This is a genomic window from Pseudomonas sp. NY15181, from assembly GCF_048068055.1.
Lineage (GTDB): Bacteria > Pseudomonadota > Gammaproteobacteria > Pseudomonadales > Pseudomonadaceae > Pseudomonas.
This window is the reverse complement of sequence record NZ_JBLUPT010000007.1, coordinates 158086-177335: the sequence shown is the minus strand read 5'-3', so window position 1 is coordinate 177335 and position 19250 is coordinate 158086. Positions and strand designations below refer to the sequence as shown.

At 65.0% G+C, this 19250-nt stretch carries 19 protein-coding genes; 7 read left to right on the top strand and 12 right to left on the bottom strand.

Translation table 11 applies throughout. The features are described from left to right. Nucleotides 1–25 precede the first annotated feature (25 nt). Nucleotides 26–1057: a histone deacetylase family protein gene (locus ACNFBT_RS17690; RefSeq protein WP_416751489.1), complete on the top strand. Its 1032-nt coding sequence runs from the start codon at nt 26–28 to the stop codon at nt 1055–1057. Between the two features lie 97 nt (nt 1058–1154). On the opposite strand, the gene ACNFBT_RS17685 is transcribed toward ACNFBT_RS17690, so the two are convergent. From ACNFBT_RS17685 to ACNFBT_RS17670, 4 genes are all read right to left on the bottom strand, one after another. Continuing rightward, complete coding sequence (locus ACNFBT_RS17685) at nt 1155–1532, bottom strand: NirD/YgiW/YdeI family stress tolerance protein (protein WP_416751487.1); 378 nt, start codon at nt 1530–1532, stop codon at nt 1155–1157. 116 nt (nt 1533–1648) lie between these two features. Next, complete coding sequence (locus tag ACNFBT_RS17680) at nt 1649–2569, bottom strand: SdiA-regulated domain-containing protein (protein WP_416751485.1); 921 nt, start codon at nt 2567–2569, stop codon at nt 1649–1651. A gap of 81 nt (nt 2570–2650) precedes the next feature. Then, nucleotides 2651–3316, bottom strand: a complete 666-nt coding sequence (locus ACNFBT_RS17675) for a fumarylacetoacetate hydrolase family protein (protein WP_416751484.1) — start codon at nt 3314–3316, stop codon at nt 2651–2653. Between the two features lie 137 nt (nt 3317–3453). After that, the gene (locus ACNFBT_RS17670; RefSeq protein ID WP_416751483.1) at nt 3454–4848 is read right to left on the bottom strand and encodes an FAD-binding oxidoreductase; all 1395 of its coding nucleotides are present in this window, start codon (nt 4846–4848) and stop codon (nt 3454–3456) included. A 190-nt stretch (nt 4849–5038) separates the two neighbouring features. Here ACNFBT_RS17670 and serA point away from each other — a divergent pair, with 190 nt between their 5' ends. Then, complete coding sequence (gene serA / locus ACNFBT_RS17665) at nt 5039–6268, top strand: phosphoglycerate dehydrogenase (protein ID WP_416751482.1); 1230 nt, start codon at nt 5039–5041, stop codon at nt 6266–6268. 251 nt (nt 6269–6519) lie between these two features. Here serA and ACNFBT_RS17660 read toward each other — a convergent pair whose 3' ends face one another. Together ACNFBT_RS17660 and ACNFBT_RS17655 are read right to left on the bottom strand one after the other, a co-directional pair. After that, complete coding sequence (locus ACNFBT_RS17660) at nt 6520–6951, bottom strand: DUF4399 domain-containing protein (RefSeq protein ID WP_416751481.1); 432 nt, start codon at nt 6949–6951, stop codon at nt 6520–6522. A 135-nt stretch (nt 6952–7086) separates the two neighbouring features. Further along, nucleotides 7087–7581 (bottom strand): DUF523 domain-containing protein, encoded by a 495-nt coding sequence (locus ACNFBT_RS17655; RefSeq protein ID WP_416751480.1) that lies wholly within the window; start codon nt 7579–7581, stop codon nt 7087–7089. Between the two features lie 254 nt (nt 7582–7835). On the opposite strand from ACNFBT_RS17655, the gene ACNFBT_RS17650 reads away from it, so the two are divergent. Next, nucleotides 7836–8384 carry a DUF6160 family protein gene (locus tag ACNFBT_RS17650; protein WP_416751478.1) on the top strand — a complete coding sequence of 183 codons (549 nt, stop codon included), beginning with the start codon at nt 7836–7838 and terminating at the stop codon, nt 8382–8384. A gap of 10 nt (nt 8385–8394) precedes the next feature. Here the strand turns inward: ACNFBT_RS17650 and ACNFBT_RS17645 are convergent, their stop codons facing one another. Then, nucleotides 8395–9018 (bottom strand): 2OG-Fe(II) oxygenase, encoded by a 624-nt coding sequence (locus ACNFBT_RS17645; protein ID WP_416751476.1) that lies wholly within the window; start codon nt 9016–9018, stop codon nt 8395–8397. Between the two features lie 100 nt (nt 9019–9118). Between ACNFBT_RS17645 and ACNFBT_RS17640 the strand changes: the two genes are divergently transcribed. Beyond that, nucleotides 9119–9859, top strand: a complete 741-nt coding sequence (locus tag ACNFBT_RS17640; protein WP_416751474.1) for a hypothetical protein — start codon at nt 9119–9121, stop codon at nt 9857–9859. A gap of 139 nt (nt 9860–9998) precedes the next feature. On the opposite strand, the gene ACNFBT_RS17635 is transcribed toward ACNFBT_RS17640, so the two are convergent. Further along, entirely contained in the window at nt 9999–10937 is a 939-nt protein-coding gene (locus ACNFBT_RS17635) for an alpha/beta hydrolase (RefSeq protein WP_416751472.1), read from the bottom strand. Nucleotides 10938–11012: 75 nt separating this feature from the next. On the opposite strand from ACNFBT_RS17635, the gene ACNFBT_RS17630 reads away from it, so the two are divergent. After that, nucleotides 11013–11636, top strand: coding sequence for a DUF6436 domain-containing protein (locus ACNFBT_RS17630; protein ID WP_416751471.1), 624 nt, complete (start codon nt 11013–11015; stop codon nt 11634–11636). An 86-nt stretch (nt 11637–11722) separates the two neighbouring features. Continuing rightward, nucleotides 11723–12223 (top strand): transcriptional regulator, encoded by a 501-nt coding sequence (locus ACNFBT_RS17625; RefSeq protein WP_416751469.1) that lies wholly within the window; start codon nt 11723–11725, stop codon nt 12221–12223. Between the two features lie 6 nt (nt 12224–12229). Here ACNFBT_RS17625 and ACNFBT_RS17620 read toward each other — a convergent pair whose 3' ends face one another. Then, the gene (locus ACNFBT_RS17620) at nt 12230–13282 is read right to left on the bottom strand and encodes an AraC family transcriptional regulator ligand-binding domain-containing protein (RefSeq protein WP_416751467.1); all 1053 of its coding nucleotides are present in this window, start codon (nt 13280–13282) and stop codon (nt 12230–12232) included. A gap of 120 nt (nt 13283–13402) precedes the next feature. Between ACNFBT_RS17620 and ACNFBT_RS17615 the strand changes: the two genes are divergently transcribed. Further along, nucleotides 13403–15790 carry a penicillin acylase family protein gene (locus ACNFBT_RS17615; RefSeq protein ID WP_416751465.1) on the top strand — a complete coding sequence of 796 codons (2388 nt, stop codon included), beginning with the start codon at nt 13403–13405 and terminating at the stop codon, nt 15788–15790. Between the two features lie 402 nt (nt 15791–16192). Here the strand turns inward: ACNFBT_RS17615 and ACNFBT_RS17610 are convergent, their stop codons facing one another. The 3 genes from ACNFBT_RS17610 to ACNFBT_RS17600 are packed head-to-tail and all read right to left on the bottom strand — an operon-like array spanning nt 16193 to nt 19127. Next, nucleotides 16193–17068 (bottom strand): ABC transporter permease subunit, encoded by an 876-nt coding sequence (locus ACNFBT_RS17610; RefSeq protein WP_416751463.1) that lies wholly within the window; start codon nt 17066–17068, stop codon nt 16193–16195. Further along, nucleotides 17065–17946, bottom strand: a complete 882-nt coding sequence (locus ACNFBT_RS17605) for an ABC transporter permease subunit (protein WP_370601721.1) — start codon at nt 17944–17946, stop codon at nt 17065–17067. The genes ACNFBT_RS17610 and ACNFBT_RS17605 overlap by 4 nt, the downstream gene beginning before the upstream one ends. Nucleotides 17947–17972: 26 nt before the next feature. Next, nucleotides 17973–19127, bottom strand: coding sequence for an ABC transporter ATP-binding protein (locus ACNFBT_RS17600; RefSeq protein WP_416751461.1), 1155 nt, complete (start codon nt 19125–19127; stop codon nt 17973–17975). Nucleotides 19128–19250 lie beyond the last annotated feature (123 nt).

Genomic DNA, 19250 nt, shown 5'->3' with positions numbered 1-19250 from the left:
CACCAGGCGCCATGAGGAGCGCGTGATGTTGACGATCTACACCGACGACCATCGCTTGCACCACGGTCAGCACGAGCTGATCGGCGGCCAGTTCACTCCCTGCTTCGAGAAGCCCAGCCGCGCCGACATGGTGCTGGACCGGGTCAAGGCGGTGAAACTCGGCGACATCCATGCCCCGCGCGACTTCGGGCTGGAGCCGATCCTGCGGGTGCACGACGAAGGCTTCGTGCGCTTCCTGCAACATGCCTGGCGCGACTGGCTGGCCACCGGCCGGACCCACGACATGCTGCCCATCGCCTGGCCCACCCGGCGCCTGCGGCAGAAGGAGCCCGACAGCATCGACGGACGCCTTGGCTACTACTCCTTCGACGCCGGCGCGCCAATCACCGCCGGCACCTGGCAGGCAGTGCTCAGCTCGGTGAACGTCGCCATGACCGGCCAGGCCGAACTGGCCAAGGGCGCGCGCTCGGTGTTCTCGCTCTGCCGTCCGCCGGGCCACCACGCCTCGGCCGACTTCATGGGCGGCTACTGCTTCTTCAACAACGCGGCCATCGCCGCCCAGTCGATCCTCGACCAAGGCGCCAACCGCGTGGCGATCCTCGACGTGGACTACCACCACGGCAACGGCACCCAGGACATCTTCTACGACCGCGCCGACGTGCTGTTCACCTCGATCCACGGCGACCCGCGCTTCGAATACCCCTACTTCCTTGGCTACGCCGACGAGAAGGGCCAGGGCGTGGGCGAAGGCTTCAACTTCAACTACCCGCTGGCCTCGGGCAGCGACTGGTCGGTGTGGAGCCTGGCGCTGCAGGCGGCGATCCGGCAGATCTCGGCGTACAAGCCGGACGTGCTGATCGTGTCGCTGGGTGTGGACACCTTCAAGGAAGACCCGATCTCCCAGTTCAAGCTGGACAGCCCGGACTACCTGCGCATGGGCGAAGCCATCGGCAAGCTCGGCCTGCCGACCCTGTTCGTCATGGAAGGCGGCTACGCGGTGGAAGAGATCGGCATCAACGCCGTGAACGTGCTGCAGGGCTTCGACAGCATCGGCTGAAGCTTTTCCTGTAAGAGCGAGCTTGCTCGCTCCTACGAAGAGCACAAAAAAGCCGCGCCGGGATCACTCCCGGCGCGGCTTTTTTGTTGGGGCAGGATTACTGCAGGACTTCGACGCGATCCACGTCGATATCGGTGGCCTTCTGCTTGTGATGATCGACCTCACCGGTCAAGCGTACCTTGGTGTTCTCGGAAACCGAGGCGCCTGCAGGCCAGTCATCGTGGTCGATCTCGGCCTGGATAGTGCCGGTGGCATCCTTGAACTCGTAGTGCTCTCCACCGATGCGCTTGGTGATGGTGCCTTCCAGCATGGCCGGGGTGTCGTCGGCGGCGGAGTGGGCCTGCTTGACGGTGGTGACCTGGGTGGCAGCGGCCGGCTTGGCGGCCTCGCTGCCCGGGCCGGTGTAGCCGGCGGCCAGGGTCAGGGTGGAGAACAGGCCAGCGGCAGCGATCAGGGGGAGATGACGGAGTTTCACGGATTGGCCTCCTGGGCGTTTTCGATGGGGCCAGCTTATTGCCGGTGGCTGAAACCAGCCTGAATCCGGACTTAACCCAAGCTTAAGCGCCCCGAAACACCCCTCTCCCGGCCAGATCAATCAGCCTTGGCCGGCTCCGCTTCGCGCTTGAACACGTAGAACAGGTCAGGCTCGCTGACCATGTAGATAGTGCCCTGCTCGTCGATGGCCACGCCCTCGGCGCGCGGAATCCGGTCGTGCAGACCATTGAGGCCGCCGAGCAAGCTGATGAAGCTCACCGGCTCGCCCTTGTTGTCCAGTTCCAGCAACAGGTGCGACTCCGCCGACAGCACCAGGGTGTGCCCGGTGCGCGGGTCGATGCTCAGCGCCGAGACGTTGGTCATCAGCAGATCGCCGGCCAGCGGCTGCAGGGTGCCACTCACGCTCGGACCACCGTCGCTGGCCAGGCTGAACAGCGCCAGCGGATCACGCTCCTGCCCCAGGATCAGCCGATGCTGGCGCGGGTCCCAGGCGATGCCTTCGATGCCCTTGTTCTTCTTCCCGCGCGGCCCCAGGTCGAAGCTGGACAGCTTCTCGGTGCTCAACTCACGGGTCTGCGGGTCGACATGGAAGATGGTCAGCGAATTCCTGCGCTCGTCGGTCACGGCGATATTGCCGTTCTCCAGCACCGCCACGCCCTCGGGGTTGGACATACCCAGCAGGGGGATCACCCGCAGCACGTCGCCGGAAAGCGACAGCTCGGCGAGCAGCGGCTTCTTGCCGGTCACGGTGAACAGGGTGCGGGTCACCGGGTTATAGGCCAGGTCGGAGGCCTCCTGGCCTTCGAGGCCGCCAGTCAACTGCTTGGCCTGGATCTCGGCGCGGTAACTGGGCAACCAGACGCTCTCGGCGCGCTCCTGCGCGCTGGCATCCTGCTCACGCAGCCAGAGACGGGCGCGGTCGTCCCAGTGGAAGCGGACGGTCAGCACGGTGAGCACGATCAGGAGCAGCAGCAGTGCCAGCAGCAGCCAGCGCGAGCGAAGAACGGAAATGGCCATGGCGACTCTTGTTGGTAGGCGGAACAGGCATCCCGCAACAGACGAAGGCCGCACAAACGGCGGCCTTCGGCGGAACAATGGTTAAAGCACGCGGCTTTCGAATCGGCTGGCGCCGGGAAGTTCCAGCACCAGCGCATTGCCGCTGGACAGCGGCCCGACGCCGACCGGCGTGCCGGTGGACACCACGTCGCCCGGCTGCAGCGAGAAGTGCCCGCAGATGTGCTGGATCAGCGGCACGATGGGGTTGAGCATGTCGCGACTGTTGCCGTCCTGGCGGACTTCGCCGTCGATGGTGAGGCGGATGCCGATGTCGGTCGGGTCCGGGAAGTGGTCGGCGCTGACGAAGGGCGCGAGCACGAAGGCGCCGTCGAACGACTTGGCCAGCTCCCACGGCAGACCCTTTTCCTTCAGCTTGGCCTGCACGTCGCGCAGGGTCAGGTCCAGCGCCGGCGCGTAGCCGGAGATGGCATCCAGCACTTCCTCGGTGCTGGGCTTGCGCGACAGCGGCTTGCCGATCAGCACGGCGATCTCGGCTTCGAAGTGCACCGCGCCACGGTCCGCGGGAATGGCGAAGCCGCCGGCCGGCGACACGGTGCAGGAACCAGGCTTGATGAACAGCAGCGGCTCGGTCGGCACCGGGTTGTTCAGCTCCTTGGCATGCTCCGCGTAATTGCGGCCGACACACACCACCTTGCCCAGGGTGAAATGGATCGGGGTGCCGTCGACATACTGATGCTGGTAACTCATGACCGACTCCTGAACGGGTGGATGGAAGGGGCGCGCCTGGAGCTCGTGCTCCCTCGCGACACTCCGCGCCCAGTGGCGCAAACGTGCGAAGGGCCGGCCCCTCTATCCAAAGAGCCGGCCCTTCTGGATAAAACGACTTACTCGGCGAAGATCTTCCCGGGGTTCATGATCCCGTTCGGGTCGAACACCGCCTTGACCGCCTTCATGTAGCCGATTTCAGCCTCGGAGCGAGAGTACCCCAGGTAATCGCGCTTGGTCATGCCCACGCCGTGCTCGGCGGAGATCGAGCCGTTGTACTTCTGCACGGTCTCGAACACCCACTTGTTGACGGTGGCGCACTTGCCGAAGAACTCGTCCTTGGTCAGGTTCTCGGGCTTGAGGATATTCAGGTGCAGGTTGCCGTCGCCAATGTGGCCGAACCACACGACTTCGAAGTCGGGGTAGTTGGCTTCGACGATGGCATCGATGTCCTTCAGGAAGGCCGGGACCTTGCTAACGGTCACCGAGATGTCGTTCTTGTACGGGGTCCAGTGCGAGATGGTCTCGGAGATGTACTCGCGCAGCTTCCACAGGTTCTGCAACTGCTGCTCGCTCTGGCTCATCACGCCGTCCAGCACCCAGCCCTGCTCTACACAATGTTCGAAAGTCGCCAGCGCCTCGTTGGCCACTTCTTCGGTGGTCGCCTCGAACTCCAGCAGGGCGTAGAACGGGCAGTCGGTCTCGAAGGCCGCCGGCACGTCGCCTCGGGCCATGATCTTGGCCAGGGCCTTGTCGGAGAAGAATTCGAAGGCGGTCAGGTCCAGCTTGCTCTGGAAAGCGTGCAGCACCGGCATGATCGAGTCGAAGTCCGGGGTGCCCAGGACCATCGCAGTGAGGTTCTTCGGCTGGCGCTCCAGGCGCATGGTCGCCTCGACCACGAAGCCCAGGGTACCCTCGGCGCCGATGAACAGCTGGCGCAGGTCGTAACCGGTGGCGTTCTTGATCAGGTCCTTGTTCAGCTCCAGCAGATCACCCTTGCCAGTAACCACTTTCATGCCGGCCACCCAGTTGCGGGTCATGCCATAGCGAATGACCTTGATGCCACCGGCGTTGGTGCCGATGTTGCCGCCGATCTGGCTGGAACCCGACGAGGCGAAGTCCACCGGGTAATAGAGGCCATGCTCTTCGGCGAAGGTCTGCAGTTGCTTGGTAATCACGCCCGGCTGGCAGACAGCGGTGCGGTCGAATTCGTTGAACTCGACGATCTTGTTCATGTAGTCGAAGGCTACGACCACTTCGCCATTGGCGGCGACGGCGGCGGCGGAGAGCCCGGTACGGCCGCCCGAGGGGACCAGTGCGACCTTGTGCTCATTGGCCCAGCGAACGATGGCCTGGACCTGCTCGGTGCTCTTGGGGAAGGCGATGGCCAGCGGCGCCGGGGCGAAATGCTTGGTCCAGTCCTTGCCGTAGGTCTCGAGGGAATCGGCGTCAGTCAGCAGCTTGCCGGGCTCCAGCAGGGGCTTGAGCGATTCGATCAGGGCTTCGCGGGTCATGGGAGGAACTCTCAAAGGATTCATGGTCGTCCTGAGAACAGCTCAGGTCGTAACCGGGCAAGGAAAAGGGAGAACATGCTAGCATACGCACCCCACGCAGATCGCCACTTGGCGCCAAGTGTGGTATCGGCCGGTTCGGCCTGAGCTGTTCATTTTCTCGCCACATCCCGGGACTACAGGTTCAAAGCAGATGAGCAAGACTTCTCTCGACAAGAGCAAGATCAAATTCCTTCTCCTTGAAGGCGTGCACCAGAATGCCGTCGACACCCTCAAGGCCGCCGGCTACTCCAACATCGAGTACCTCAAGGGCGCGCTGTCCGGCGAGGAACTGAAGGAAAAGATCGCCGATGTGCACTTCATCGGTATCCGCTCCCGCACCCAGCTCACCGAAGAAGTCTTCGATGCCGCGAAGAAGCTGATCGCCGTCGGCTGTTTCTGCATCGGCACCAACCAGGTCAACCTGGATGCCGCCCGCGAGCGGGGCATCGCGGTGTTCAACGCGCCCTACTCCAACACCCGTTCGGTGGCCGAGCTGGTGCTGGCCGAGGCCATCCTGCTGCTGCGCGGCATCCCCGAGAAGAACGCCTCCTGCCACCGTGGCGGCTGGATCAAGTCGGCGGCCAACTCCTTCGAGATCCGCGGCAAGAAGCTGGGCATCGTCGGCTACGGCTCCATCGGCACCCAGCTGTCGGTCCTGGCCGAAGCCCTGGGCATGCAGGTGTTCTTCTACGACACCGTGACCAAGCTGCCGCTGGGCAACGCCCAGCAGATCGGCAACCTGCACGAACTGCTCGGCATGTCCGACATCGTTTCGCTGCACGTGCCGGAGCTGCCGTCCACCCAGTGGATGATCGGCGAGAAGGAAATCCGCGCCATCAAGAAGGGCGGCATCCTGATCAACGCCGCACGCGGCACCGTGGTCGAGCTGGACCACCTGGCCGAAGCGATCAAGGACGAACACCTGATCGGCGCCGCCATCGACGTGTTCCCGGTCGAGCCCAAGTCCAACGACGAAGAGTTCGCAAGCCCGCTGCGTGGCCTGGACCGCGTGATCCTGACCCCGCACATCGGCGGCTCCACCGCCGAAGCCCAGGCCAACATCGGCCTGGAAGTGGCCGAGAAGCTGGTCAAATACAGCGACAACGGCACCTCCGTGTCCTCGGTCAACTTCCCGGAAGTGGCCTTGCCGTCGCACCCGGGCAAGCACCGCCTGCTGCACATCCATGCCAACGTTCCGGGCGTGATGAGCGAGATCAACAAGGTGTTCGCCGACAACGGCATCAACATCTCCGGCCAGTACCTGCAGACCAACGACAAGGTCGGCTACGTGGTGATCGACGTCGACGCCGAGTACTCGGACCTGGCGCTGGAGAAGTTGCAGCACGTGAACGGCACCATCCGCAGCCGCGTTCTGTTCTAAACGCTGCTCGGTGGTAAGGAAAAAGGAGGCCCCTGGGCCTCCTTTTTTCGTTTCTGCTCTCTGGGAATTCAGTGCTGGGCCAGAGCCCCTCACCCCAGCCCTCTCCCAGAGGGAGAGGGCGCCGTTCAGTGTTCTGAATGGATACTCGCGCTAGCCGGCAAGCACCAGGCTGTCAGCGAGTTCAGGACAATCCCCTCTCCCTCCGGGAGAGGGTTAGGGTAAGGGCAGGCCCCCGCTCCCAAGCCCAGCCATCACTTCACGTTGACGGTGATCTGCTGCGACTCCACCGGCGGGTCGAACGGCACGTGGTTCTTGTCGCCCACCAGCAGTTGCAGGGTGTGCTTGCCCGGCGGCAGGGTCACCTGGGTCTCGGTCTGGCCCTTGCCGAAGTGTTTGATCTGGTCGGTCATCGGCAGCGGCATATTCATCGCCGGCTGTTCCTTGAGGTCGATCAGCAGGTGGTGGTGGCCGGTGGCTGGCGAGTCCACGCCCGCCGGCGCGACACCCATGCCCTTGAGGCCGAATTTGACGGTGAAGGTCTTGTCCACCGTGGCACCGTCGGCCGGCTCGATGAAGTACACCTTGGCGCCTTCCGGGGCCGGGGTGCGCGGCATGTCGGCGGCGATCGCGGAAGACGCGGCGAGCAGCGCAGCGAGACCGAGGCAAGGCAGCATGGTTCTCATGGGATTCTCCTTCTTCACGGGATTCGGGGAACGAGCCTTCAGAATCGGCCGTTCACCCGCATGGAACCCACAAGCATAGGCGGCTCCCCCACAGGCTCAAGAAAAAGAGTGCGTCTTCAAATGTCCTCGAGCGCTCTAGCCTCCGGCTTCCAGCCCGGCCAGGCAGACCGCGGCGGCATCCAGCTCTTCCTCACTGAACACCAGAACGCCCATGCGCTTGAGCGCGGCGGCGGTGACGCCCTCGCCGGCGACCTTGCGGCCGCTGAAGCTGCCGTCGTAGTTCTCGCGGTGACCACAGGACGGGCTGCGCGCCTTCAATATGGCCAGGCGGATATCGTGATGCCGCACCAGCTTCACCGCCGCGTCGGCGCCCGCCAGGAAGGCCTGGCTGACGTCCTCGCCGTCCACGGTGACCACCGGGCGGGCGCGCTCCAGCACCGCCATGCCCTGGCCACCGGGAATCTCCGCCGGCGCGCGGGGCGTCGGCAGGCCACCGGCCACTTCCGGACATAGCGCCACCACGCGCCCCTGGGCCAGCCAGCGCGCCAGCAGGTCGAACGGGCCGTGGGCACCGCCGTCGTAGCGAACGCGGTGTCCGAGCAGGCAACGGCTGACGAGAACCTTCTGCATGGGCCAAGCACTCCGATTCGAATGCCACAGACTAGCCGCAAGGCCCCGACGGGTCACGCGGGGTAACAAGACATTCATCGGCGATCCGTTTCCGATGATTTCGAGCCTGCCGAAAGTCTGGGCGCGCAGTCCTCTACCGACCGTCGGCGCGCTGACCGGGCACAACCTTTGGCGGGATTCGCCGTCCGGCACTGGCCGCCCGGGCGGCGCCTGACCAGACTGGCGCACCGGCCATTCCCCTCGGAGCCTTCAGCATGTCCCGCCTGTTCACCCTGTCCGCAGCCGCCGCGGCGCTGCTCCACCTGTCGGTCAGCCAGGCTGCCCTCGAAGCGCTCGACAACGAGAGCCTCGGCGCGGTCACCGGACAGGACGGCATCAGCATCCGCGCCGACGTGCTGGCGCACATCGGCAGCGCCGCCTGGAACGATGACGGTGGCAGCGTCTCCTTGCGCAATGTCTCCATCGACAACGGCTGCGTGAAAGCCGGGGACTGCCCCAATGGCCGCGGTGGCAGCCTGCCGTACGGCGCCGCGCAACTGGGGCTGAGCCTGCCGATCTTCGGCATTGAGCTACCGACCCTGCAGGTGGACGTGGTGCAGAATGCCAGCGGCAAGCAGCAGCTCGCCCTGACGCTGCCGGACCTCACCACCATCAACCAGCAGCTCAATGCCAGCGGCCTGCCGGCGCAGACCATCCGCATGCGGGTGATCGGCGACCTCTATGTCGGCGCCGGACGCCTGGGCACGCTGGAGATCCGCGACATCCAGGACATCAGCGGGACCATCAAGGTCTGGGGGCACTGAGCCGGGCGGCTCAGAAGGATGAGTCACCGCGCCGGCGGAACCAGCCGGTCAGCGACAGCCGCTCGTCGCTGGCCGGCAGCACCTCGTGGGGGAACTCGCCGGAGAGGAACACCACCAGCCGTCCGCCGATCGGAGCCAGGTCCAGTGTCCGCTCGTCGGGCAGGTACATCCGCAGCGCGCCGCCCTGCTCCTCCCGCCAGTCGGGATTGAGGTAGAACACCGCCGAGAGGGTGCGGCGGTCGTCGTCGCGGAAGCGGTCCAGGTGCTTCTGGTAGAACGCGCCCGGCGGATAGAGAGCGAAGTGCCCCTCGAAGTCTTCCAGGCCCAGGTACAGCGAGCGGTTGATCAGCCGGCGCAGCGCGTCCAGCGCGCCCAGGTAGAGGTCGCAGGCCTCGGACTGGCCGGGCTCGATCCACTGGATGCGGTCGCCGCGGATGCCTTCGCGCACCGTCTGTCCGTCCCCCCGACCAATGGCCGCGGCGGCCAGCTTGCCGGCCGCATCGCGGGCACGGCACTCCGTCGCCAATCGGGCGATCAGGGCATCGGGAAGGAAGGCATCCTGCTGCGACCAGCCCTTGTCGGCGAGGTCGTCAACGATGCTGTGCAGGAGGGGAGAATCGGCGTCGAAATCCATGACGCATTGTAACGTCCGACGCCAGTGGCTCGACAAGCGGGGCAAGCCTTGCCGACAATAGCCCCCGGCGAGCGAACCCTGCCGCCCACAAGGAGTTGCAATGCGCGTACTGCTGGCCCTCACTCTTCTGGTACTGGGCATGCCCGCCCTGGCTGACAATTACCAGCGCCTCTACCAGGCCGCCGGTTGGCCCGAGCAGCGCGCACACTTCAATGACGCCCTGCACGCCGCGCAGAAGCGCTACCAGGGCAACCTGCCGCCGGCGCTCTACCAGGCCCTGGTGGACAACAGCAACCGCCGCTTCGCCGCCGCCGACATCGACCAGCGCGCCCTCTCCAGCCTGCGCCAGAACCTGCCGGACAGCACATCGGCACTGACCTTCTTCGAATCCCCCCTGGGCCACAAGGTCGCCACCGCCGAGACCTTCGCCACCCGCAGCGACCAGTTGCTCAAGTACGCCAACGGCCTGCCGCGCCAACAGGCCAGCGAGGCCCGGCACCAACTGGTGCAGCGCCTGGGCAAGGTGCTGCCGGCCCGCGAAGCCGGCGCCGAGGTCAGCCTGGCACTGGCCAGCGTCGCCGCCGACAGCCTCAGCCAGATGCTCCCCGGCCTGCTCGGCGGCGGACAGGCGCAGGGCATGCTCGAAGGCCAGCGGCAGAAGCTGATGGGGCAGATCGGCGCCGACCTGGATAACACCCTGCTCTACGTCTATCGCGGGCTGGACGATGCCGAACTGGGCCAGTTCACCGCCTTCAGCGAGTCCCCGGCCGGGCGCGACTACTATCGCGCCGCCCTGGCCGCCCTGCGTGCCGGGTTGTCCGTGTCATCCGACGGTCAGTGATCGGACTTTACCTACAGCGCTTGCAGACCACTCCGAGGAACGGTCCTCTTAGAATCACGCTCGTCGTAGCGGGGGTGGCGCCTGAGGAAGATGGCGCAAGGAGTGAAGGACACACCCCCACTCGTCCAGACTCTCCCTCTTATGCCAATCTCTCGCTGAGAAATTCGAAGTAGCGCTGGCGCAAGGCCTCGCTCTCGTTCGCCAGATGGTGTCGCGCGCCGGTCAGCAGCAGGCACTCGATCTTCTCGAACTTGTCCTCCAGCACCCTCAGGTTGTACCGCCAGTCCACCGTCTCATCGGCGTCGCCCTGCACCACCAGCAGGCTTTGCGCGCCCGGCGAGGCGGCCTCGATGCGTGGAATCCAACGCGCCAACGCGCCCACCCAGGCGGTCGGCAGAGTGCGCGGCTGCAAGGGGTCGCGATCCCGCAGGAAGGCCAGGAACTCCGGGTCGGTGGAGTTTTCGGTGAAGCGTCGCGGAATCGAATCCACGAAGGGCCGCAGCACCTGGTAGCTCAACTTCGACCAGCCCCAGGCGCGCGGACGGACCAGCGGCGCCAGAAGGATGGTGCGTCCCAGCTCCGGCCGCATCTCGCCGTTCAGCAGGTAGTCCAGCAGGATTCCCCCACCGGTACTCTGCCCGCACAGATGCCAGGGCTGCGGCAGGTCCAGCGCCAGGGCCTGGCCGAACAGGCCGGCCAGCACCGTCTGGTACTCGGCGAAGTCGCCGATGCTCGCCGCCTTGCCTTCCGACAGGCCGTGCCCCGGCAGGTCGCAGGCCAGCACCGCGAAGCCCATGCCCACCGCCCAGTCGATCACATGGCGGTACAGGCCCATGTGGTCGTAGTAACCGTGCATCAGCAACAGGGTGCCGCGCGCCTGCGCCGGTCGCCAGAGCTGCGCGGCGATGCGATAACCGCCTGCCTCGAATGTGCCCAGACGGCTGTGCAGGCCAGGGTAGCGCCCGGCCAGGTCGAGCCCGTAGAAACGCTGGTACAGGGCGATGCCGCCCTCCGTCGTCGCTGCGGTCAGTGGTCGCAGGAGCGGACGCAGCAGATCGGGCTGGAAGGCTTCAGACATGGGCGATTCGCTTATCGGCAGGGGATGAAAGGAGAGATCGGTGCGCTGCAGGGATATTCAGCCGCGGCCGTCCTCATGGCAAGCTTGGCGGCCATTTACTGGCCGTCGTCTGCGAGAGATGCCATGTCCACCCGCCGCAAAACGCTCATCGGCTGGCTGATCGCCGCCCTCTGCCTCGCCGGCCTGCTCAGCACCTACGCGTGGTACGAGAAGCGCTACATCCGTCCGTTCAGCCACCAGCCACAGCTGTTCTCCGGCGACCACCTGATGCTCCCGGCCCAGCTGGCCGGCCCCGGGCACATCCGCCTGGTGCATTTCTGGGACCCGGCCTGCCCGTGCAATGTCGGCAACCAGCAGCACCTCGCCGAGCTGATCGCACGCTTCGCATCGCAAGGTGTGGACTTCTATGCCGTGCAGAAGGCCGGTAGCCACGGGCAACTGCCCGACACGCTGAAATCCATGCGCACACTGCCCGCCCTGCCCGGCGCCGAACAACTGCCGGCCACGCCGGCCGTGGCGATCTGGGATGCCCAGGGCAATCTCGCCTACGTCGGCCCCTACAGCGAAGGCGCGGTGTGCACGTCCAGCAACAGCTTCATCGAACCGATCCTCGATGCGCTGGTGCAGGGCCGGCGCGTACAAGCGACCCACACCCTGGCGGTCGGCTGCTATTGCCCGTGGAGCAGCGCCTCGAAGTAGTGACACAACACCAGAAACTATCGCCGAACCCTGGCTACACTTGCAGCGCTGGCCCATGAAGGGCCATTTGCTACCAAGGAGTTCACATGCGTCTTCATTCCGCCCTCGCCTTCTGTGCTGTTCTTGCCCTGCCGCTGGCCGCTCACGCGGACGACACCCCCAGCAGCAGCCAGGTCATGGCCCAGCACAAGGAGGCCATCAACAACCGCCTCGCTGACATCGACTACAAGCGCAAGCGCATCGTCGAAGCCAACATGAAGCTCACCCCGCAGGAAGGCGAGAAGTTCTGGCCGATCTACAACAGCTACCGCACCGAGGCCGACAAGCTGAGCAAGAAGACGCTGGCGATCATCATCGACTACGCCGGCAGCTATAACACTGGCTCGGTCAGCAACGACGACGCCACCAAGCTGCAGAAGCAGGTGCTGGACCTGCAGGACGACAAGCAGGACCTGAAGGAGAAGTACGTCAAGCGTATCGCCAAGGAAGTGTCGCCCACCCGCGCCCTGCGCTTCCTGCAGATCGAGGACCAACTCGACGCCATGGCCCTGCTCGAAGTGACCCGCGAGATTCCGCTGGCCGACTGATCGCGCTCAGGACTCGGCACCGCCCTCGCGCAGCCACTGCCGGTAGCGCTCCGGCGGCGCCGAGTACCAGCGCCGGAATGCCCGGTAGAACGGCGACAGCTCGGCGAAACCGCAAGCACGCGCCACCTCGCGTATCGCTATCCCCTGATCCAGCATCTCGGCGGCACGCTGCCGTCGAACCTCTTCCCGCACGTCCCGGAAGGTCTGCGCCCTGGCCGCCAGACTGCGCTGCAGCAGCCCCGGGCGTACGCCCAACTCCCCCGCGCAGCTGCGCAGCGAGCATTCCCCTGCCCCCAGCCGCACGCCGATCAGATAGCGCAGACGGTTGAGCAGGTCATTCTCATCGAACGTCCCCAACTGCTCGCGGGCGTGCGCACTGAGTACGCGGTGCAGGTCCGGGTTGGCCGTGCGTGAGGGGCGCGACAGCAGCGCGCGATCGAACAGCACGGCATCGTGAGGCTGGCCGAATCGTGGAATGAGTCCGTACAGCCGCCGATGCTCGATCAGGCGACGCGGCGCGGTGTGCCGGAACTCGATGGCCTGGACGCGGAATTCGTCGTCGGTGATCAGTGCCAGCAACTTGAGGAACAGCAGCATCAGGCACTCCATCTGCTGGCGCAGGCTCGGCACGCCCAGGTAGTTGAGGTCGAGGATCAGCCGCACCTGCTCGCCTTCCTCCTGCATCTGCGCGGCGAAGCCCCCGGAGAGGATGTGCTGGAAGCGCAGGAAGCTCACCAGGGCCTCGCGCAGGTCGGCGCTGGCCATCAGCAGGTAGCCGACCACGTCCAGCAGGCGCGGCTTCATCACCTCGCCCAGGTGCAGGCCGATGTCGCGGTCGCCGGTGATTTCGTCAAGTGTGCTCCAGAACAGCGGCGCATCGTCATGTACCAGGCGGCCGCTCTGGGCCGGCGCCGGCAGGCGGACTTTCTGCAAGGCCTGGCGATAGATGTCGGTCGGGTCGAAATCCAGGTCGGCGAGCGACTCGTACAACAGGCGGCGCAGCGTGGCGGACTGGGTCAGCGCGGGGCTGGCCGGGAAATTCAGCTCGGGGGCAGACATGGTGTCTCGCTGTTTGATCAAAGAAGTTTGACCAAAGAATTCCAACACCGAGACATTCGGTCAATGAACGGCAACGGCCTTCCTTTGCAGAATCCCCGGATAACAACAAGGAGTTGCCGCATGAAACGCACTTTGACTGTCCTCGCCGTCGTCGTGGCCGCCGCCGCGGCGGGTGCCGGCTGGTACCTGCATGGCAAGCAGCCGGTCCGCGACGGACAGTTGCCCCTGGCCGGCCTGCACAGCGAGGTCACGGTTCGCTACGACGAGCGCGGCGTGCCGCACATCAAGGCCGGTAGCGAAGAAGACCTGTACCGGGCGATCGGCTACGTCCACGCCCAGGACCGCCTGTTCCAGATGGAGATGCTGCGGCGCCTGTCGCGCGGCGAGCTGGCCGAGGTGCTGGGGCCCAAGCTGGTGGACACCGACCGCATGTTCCGCAGTCTGCGCATCCGCGACAAGGCCGCCGACTACGTGGCGCGCCAGGACAAGAACTCCCCGGCCTGGAAGGCGCTGGCGGCCTACCTCGATGGCGTCAATCAGTTCCAGGACAGCCACCCGCGTCCGCTGGAATTCGACATCCTCGGCATTCCCAAGCGGCCGTTCACCCCCGAAGACACCGTCAGCGTCGCCGGCTACATGGCCTACAGTTTCGCCGCCGCCTTCCGCACCGAGCCGGTGCTCACCTATGTGCGCGACCAGTTGGGGGCGGACTACCTGAAAGTCTTCGACCTGGCCTGGCACCCGGACGGCGTGCTCAAGCCAAGCCCGCTGGCCGCCGCCGACTGGCAGGACCTCAACACCATCGCGCGGATCAGCCACGCGGCGCTGGAGGAAGCCGGCCTGCCGCAGTTCGAGGGCAGCAACGCCTGGGCCGTCTCCGGCAGCCGCACCAAGAGCGGCAAGCCGCTGCTGGCGGGCGACCCGCACATCCGCTTCGCCGTGCCGGCGGTGTGGTACGAGATGCAGACCAGCGCCCCCGGCTTCGAACTCTACGGGCACTACCAGGCGCTCAATCCGTTCGCCTCGCTCGGGCACAACGAGCAGTTCGGCTGGAGCCTGACCATGTTCCAGAACGACGACGTTGATCTCATTGCCGAGAAGGTCAATCCGGACAACCCCAACCAGGTCTGGTACCAGGGCCGCTGGGTCGATCTGAAAAGCCAGGAGCAGAACATCGCGGTCAAGGGCCAGGCGCCGGTGAAGATCACCCTGCGCAGCTCGCCCCACGGCCCGCTGGTCAACGACGCGCTCGGCACGGCCGCCGGCAAGACGCCGATCGCCATGTGGTGGGCCTTCCTGGAAACCCAGAACCCGATCCTCGACGCCTTCTACCAGCTCGACCGGGCCGACACCCTGGACAAGGCTCGCGCCGCGGCCTCGAAAATCCACTCGCCGGGCCTCAACGTGATCTGGGCCAACGCCCGCGGCGACATCGGCTGGTGGGCCTCGGCGCAACTGCCGGTGCGCCCGGACGGGGTGGTGCCCTATTTCCTGCTCGACGGCAGCACCGGCCAGGCCGACAAGAACGGCTTCTACCCCTTCAGCGAAAACCCGCAGGAAGAGAACCCGGCGCGCGGCTACATCGTGTCCGCCAACTTCCAGCCGGTTCCGGCCAATGGCCGGCCGATTCCCGGCTACTACAACCTGCCCGATCGCGGCCAGCGCCTGAACGAGCGCCTGGCCGACGCCTCGGTGAAGTGGGACCTGGAGAACAGCCAGGCGCTGCAACTGGACACCGCCACCGGTTACGGGCCGCGCGTCCTCAAGCCGCTGCTGCCGCTGCTGCGGGAGGCGGTTTCGACGGCCGAGGAGAAGGCGCTGGTCGAGCAACTGGCGGCCTGGCAGGGCGATCACCCGGTCGACTCGGTCACCGCCACCCTGTTCAACCAGCTGCTGTATCAGATCGCCGATGGAGCGATGCGCGACGAGATGGGCGATGCCTTCTTCGACAACCTGCTGTCGACCCGCGTACTGGACGTCGCCCTGCCGCGCCTGGTCGCTGACGACAGCTCGCCCTGGTGGGACAACCGCAAGACCGAGCAGAAGGAAACCCGCGCCGATATCGTCAAGGCTGCCTGGCAGGCCAGCCTGGACCACCTTCGCGCGACGCTGGGCCAGGATTCGGCACAGTGGCGTTGGGGCAAGGCGCACACCCTCACCCACGGCCACCCACTGGGGCAGCAGAAGCCGCTGGACCGCATCTTCAACGTCGGCCCCTTCGCCGCCCCCGGTGGACACGAAACGCCGAACAATCTGTCGCACCGCGTCGGCCCGGCGCCCTGGCAGGTGGTGTATGGCCCGTCGACCCGCCGTCTGATCGACTTCGCCGATCCCGCCCACAGCCTGGGCATCAACCCGGTCGGACAGAGCGGCGTGCCCTTCGACAAGCACTACGACGATCAGGCGCAGGCCTACATCGAAGGCCAGTACCTGCCCCAGCACTATGAGGAGTCCGAGGTGAAGGCCAACACCCAGGGCCTGCTCAGGCTGGTACCGGCGAAACGCTGAACCACCGCCCAAAACAAAACCCCGCGTTAGCGGGGTTTTGTTTTGGAGCTTGAAAGAGAGTGCTGCGGGAGATGCCGAAGCTCCCTGGCGCGTTATTTCCCCTAGGGATAACACTCGGGGTGTTGTATTGGGCGCCGTCTCCCGCACGTATGCCAAGGGTTTCACAGGAAGTTGCCGTTGACGCTCCCGGCCCTGGTTCGGGGGGGAGGCCGGAAGACGCCACCGAACGAGTTAAATACTAGTTGGCCAATTCGCGGGAGTAGAGCGTTGTACTTACAGATTTTTCCGATAAACCCAGGAAATCCAGACACTTCGGAATAACGTGGGCACAAAAGACACGGGCCACCCGAAGGTGGCCCGTGGTTCGACAATCGCCGGATACTACCGGCCGACAAGACGGTGTCAGGCGGTGGCTGTCGAAACTTTTTGCTGCCAGTCGGTCGCGTTGGACTCCATGGCTTCCTGGATCGCGCGCTTGCGACGTTCCTCTGCCTGACGGGTGAAGTACCAGGCGAAGAAGGTGAACAGCGAAACGGTGAGCAGGATCAGGCTGGCAACGGCGTTGATCTCCGGCTTCACACCCAGGCGCACGGCGGAGAACACTTCCATCGGCAGGGTGGTGGAGCCTGGACCGGACACGAAGCTGGCCAGTACCAGGTCGTCCAGCGACAGGGCGAAGGACATCATGCCGCCCGCCGCCAGCGACGGCGCGATCATCGGGATGGTGATCAGCAGGAACACTTTCCAGGGCTTGGCGCCCAGGTCCATGGCCGCTTCTTCAATGGACAGGTCCAGCTCACGCAGGCGCGCCGACACCACTACCGCCACGTAGGACGAGCAGAAGCTGGTGTGGGCGATCCAGATGGTCACGATGCCGCGCTCCTGCGGCCAGCCGATCAGCTGGGCCATGGCCACGAACAGCAGCAACAGCGACAGACCGGTGATCACCTCGGGCATGACCAGCGGCGCGGTGACCATGCCGCCGAACAGCGTACGGCCACGGAAGCGCGGGATGCGGGTCAGCACGAAGGCGGCCAGGGTACCCAGCGCCACGGAGGAGAACGCGGTGTAGACGGCGATCTCCAGGGAGCGGAACACCGAACCGATCAGTTGCTGGTTGTCGAGCAGGCCGACGTACCACTTGACCGACCAGCCACCCCACACGGTCACCAGCTTGGAGCCGTTGAAGGAGTAGATGACCAGGATGATCATCGGCACGTAGATGAAGAGCAGGCCCAACACCAGCATGATGTTGGAGAACGACCAACGCTTGTTCATACCTTGCCCTCCAGCTCTTTCGCCTGGTTCTTGTTGAACAGGATGATGGGCACGATCAGGATCGCCAGCATCACCACGGCGAGGGCGGAAGCCACCGGCCAGTCACGGTTGTTGAAGAATTCCTGCCACAGCACCTTACCGATCATCAGCGTCTCGGGGCCGCCGAGCAGTTCCGGGATCACGAACTCGCCCACCGCCGGGATGAACACCAGCATGCAGCCGGCGATGATGCCGTTCTTGGACAGCGGCACGGTGATCTTCCAGAAACTGGTGAAGTTGCGCGCGCCCAGGTCGGACGCGGCTTCCAGCAGGCTCATGTCGTGCTTCACCAGGTTGGCGTAGAGCGGCATGACCATGAACGGCAGGTACGAGTAGACGATACCGATGTACACCGCGAAGTTGGTGTTGAGGATCGTCAGCGGCTCGTTGATCACACCCAGCCACATCAGGAAGCCGTTGAGCAGGCCGTTGTTGGACAGGATGCCCATCCAGGCGTACACGCGGATCAGGATCGCCGTCCAGGTCGGCATCATGATCAGCAGCAGCAGGACGGTCTGCATTTCCTTGCTGGCGCGGGCGATGGCGTAGGCCATCGGGTAGCCGATCAGCAGGCAGACGAAGGTGCTGATCGCCGCCATCTTCAGCGAGCCGAGGTAGGCGTCGATGTACAGCGGGTCGCCCGTCAGCATCAGGTAGTTGCCGAGGTTCATCACCACCTGCAACGTCTGGTCGGCGTACTGGAACACCTCGGTGTACGGCGGAATCGCCACATCGGCTGCCGCCAGGCTGATCTTCAGCACAATGGCGAAAGGCAGCAGGAAGAACAGGAACAGCCAGAAGAACGGTATGCCGATGACGGCATGCCGCCCCCGGGGCATACGTTTCAGGATCGATGCGCCAATGTTCATGCTTGCAGTACCACGCCGCTGTCGTCATACCAGCTGATGTACACGGGCTGGTCCCAGGTCGGGCGAGCCACGTGACGTTCGGCGTTGGCCATGAAGGCCTGCACGATCATGCCGGAAGCGAGCTTGATGTAGTACACCGAGTGGCCGCCCAGGTAGGCGATGTCATAGACGGTGCCCTGGGCGCAGTTGAAGCCTTCGTGCTCGAGGTTTTCCGGCTTCTGCGCGCTGACCATGACCTTTTCCGGACGCAGCGCATAGGTGATGCGCTTGTTCTCGGCACGGGTACTGATGCCGTGGCCGATGTAGATCGGGTTTTCCAGCTGCGGGCAGGCGATCACCGCGTGGTCCTGCAGGTCTTCCACGATATCGCCATCGAACATGTTGACGTTGCCGATGAACTCGCAGATCAGGCGGCTGGCCGGGGTCTCGTAGATGTCCATCGGGCTGCCGATCTGCTCGATGCAACCCAGGTGCATGATGGCGATGCGCTGGGCCATGGTCATGGCCTCTTCCTGGTCGTGGGTCACCATCACGCAGGTCACGCCGACGCGCTCGATGATTTCAACCAGTTCCAGCTGCATCTGCGAACGCAGCTTCTTGTCCAGGGCGCCCATCGGCTCGTCGAGCAGCAGCAGCTTCGGACGCTTGGCCAGCGAGCGGGCCAGGGCCACGCGCTGACGCTGGCCGCCGGAGAGCTGGTGCGGCTTGCGCTTGGCGTACTGGGTCATCTGCACCAGCTTGAGCATCTCGTCGACGATCTTGTCGATCTCGTCCTTGGGCAGGCCGTCCTGCTTCAGGCCGAAGGCGATGTTCTGCGCCACGCTCATGTGGGGGAACAGCGCGTAGGACTGGAACATCATGTTGATCGGCCGCTCATAGGGCGGCAGGTCGGTAATGTCCTGGCCATCGAGGAAGATGCGACCTTCAGTGGGACGCTCGAAACCAGCCAGCATACGCAGCAGGGTCGACTTGCCCGAACCCGAACCACCGAGCAGGGCGAAGATCTCGCCCTTCTTGATATCCAGGGACACGCTGTCCACAGCCAACGTTTCGTCGAACTGCTTGCTGACCCGGTCGATTTTTACCAGAACCTCTTTAGGTTTCTGGTCGCCACTGAGGGCTTTCTTGTAGGCACCGGAGGCTATTGCCATTACCACAACTCCCAAATCATAGAGGCCCGACCCCCGCGGCCGGGCATGCTTGGATAACTACAGGCCGGCGCAGTTTACGTGCGCCGAATGGGCTTTCCGAGACCGCTCCGAGGCACCGTGCCC

Excerpts from the sequence above, each read along its gene's own strand:
- ACNFBT_RS17690 (WP_416751489.1), top strand. The coding sequence starts at position 26 with ATGTTGACGATCTACACCGACGACCATCGCTTGCACCACGGTCAGCAC.
- ACNFBT_RS17680 (WP_416751485.1), bottom strand. The coding sequence starts at position 2,569 with ATGGCCATTTCCGTTCTTCGCTCGCGCTGGCTGCTGCTGGCACTGCTG.
- ACNFBT_RS17675 (WP_416751484.1), bottom strand. The coding sequence starts at position 3,316 with ATGAGTTACCAGCATCAGTATGTCGACGGCACCCCGATCCATTTCACC.
- ACNFBT_RS17670 (WP_416751483.1), bottom strand. The coding sequence starts at position 4,848 with ATGACCCGCGAAGCCCTGATCGAATCGCTCAAGCCCCTGCTGGAGCCC.
- serA (WP_416751482.1), top strand. The coding sequence starts at position 5,039 with ATGAGCAAGACTTCTCTCGACAAGAGCAAGATCAAATTCCTTCTCCTT.
- ACNFBT_RS17660 (WP_416751481.1), bottom strand. The coding sequence starts at position 6,951 with ATGAGAACCATGCTGCCTTGCCTCGGTCTCGCTGCGCTGCTCGCCGCG.
- ACNFBT_RS17655 (WP_416751480.1), bottom strand. The coding sequence starts at position 7,581 with ATGCAGAAGGTTCTCGTCAGCCGTTGCCTGCTCGGACACCGCGTTCGC.
- ACNFBT_RS17650 (WP_416751478.1), top strand. The coding sequence starts at position 7,836 with ATGTCCCGCCTGTTCACCCTGTCCGCAGCCGCCGCGGCGCTGCTCCAC.
- ACNFBT_RS17645 (WP_416751476.1), bottom strand. The coding sequence starts at position 9,018 with ATGGATTTCGACGCCGATTCTCCCCTCCTGCACAGCATCGTTGACGAC.
- ACNFBT_RS17640 (WP_416751474.1), top strand. The coding sequence starts at position 9,119 with ATGCGCGTACTGCTGGCCCTCACTCTTCTGGTACTGGGCATGCCCGCC.
- ACNFBT_RS17635 (WP_416751472.1), bottom strand. The coding sequence starts at position 10,937 with ATGTCTGAAGCCTTCCAGCCCGATCTGCTGCGTCCGCTCCTGCGACCA.
- ACNFBT_RS17630 (WP_416751471.1), top strand. The coding sequence starts at position 11,013 with ATGGCAAGCTTGGCGGCCATTTACTGGCCGTCGTCTGCGAGAGATGCC.
- ACNFBT_RS17625 (WP_416751469.1), top strand. The coding sequence starts at position 11,723 with ATGCGTCTTCATTCCGCCCTCGCCTTCTGTGCTGTTCTTGCCCTGCCG.
- ACNFBT_RS17620 (WP_416751467.1), bottom strand. The coding sequence starts at position 13,282 with ATGTCTGCCCCCGAGCTGAATTTCCCGGCCAGCCCCGCGCTGACCCAG.
- ACNFBT_RS17615 (WP_416751465.1), top strand. The coding sequence starts at position 13,403 with ATGAAACGCACTTTGACTGTCCTCGCCGTCGTCGTGGCCGCCGCCGCG.
- ACNFBT_RS17610 (WP_416751463.1), bottom strand. The coding sequence starts at position 17,068 with ATGAACAAGCGTTGGTCGTTCTCCAACATCATGCTGGTGTTGGGCCTG.
- ACNFBT_RS17605 (WP_370601721.1), bottom strand. The coding sequence starts at position 17,946 with ATGCCCCGGGGGCGGCATGCCGTCATCGGCATACCGTTCTTCTGGCTG.
- ACNFBT_RS17600 (WP_416751461.1), bottom strand. The coding sequence starts at position 19,127 with ATGGCAATAGCCTCCGGTGCCTACAAGAAAGCCCTCAGTGGCGACCAG.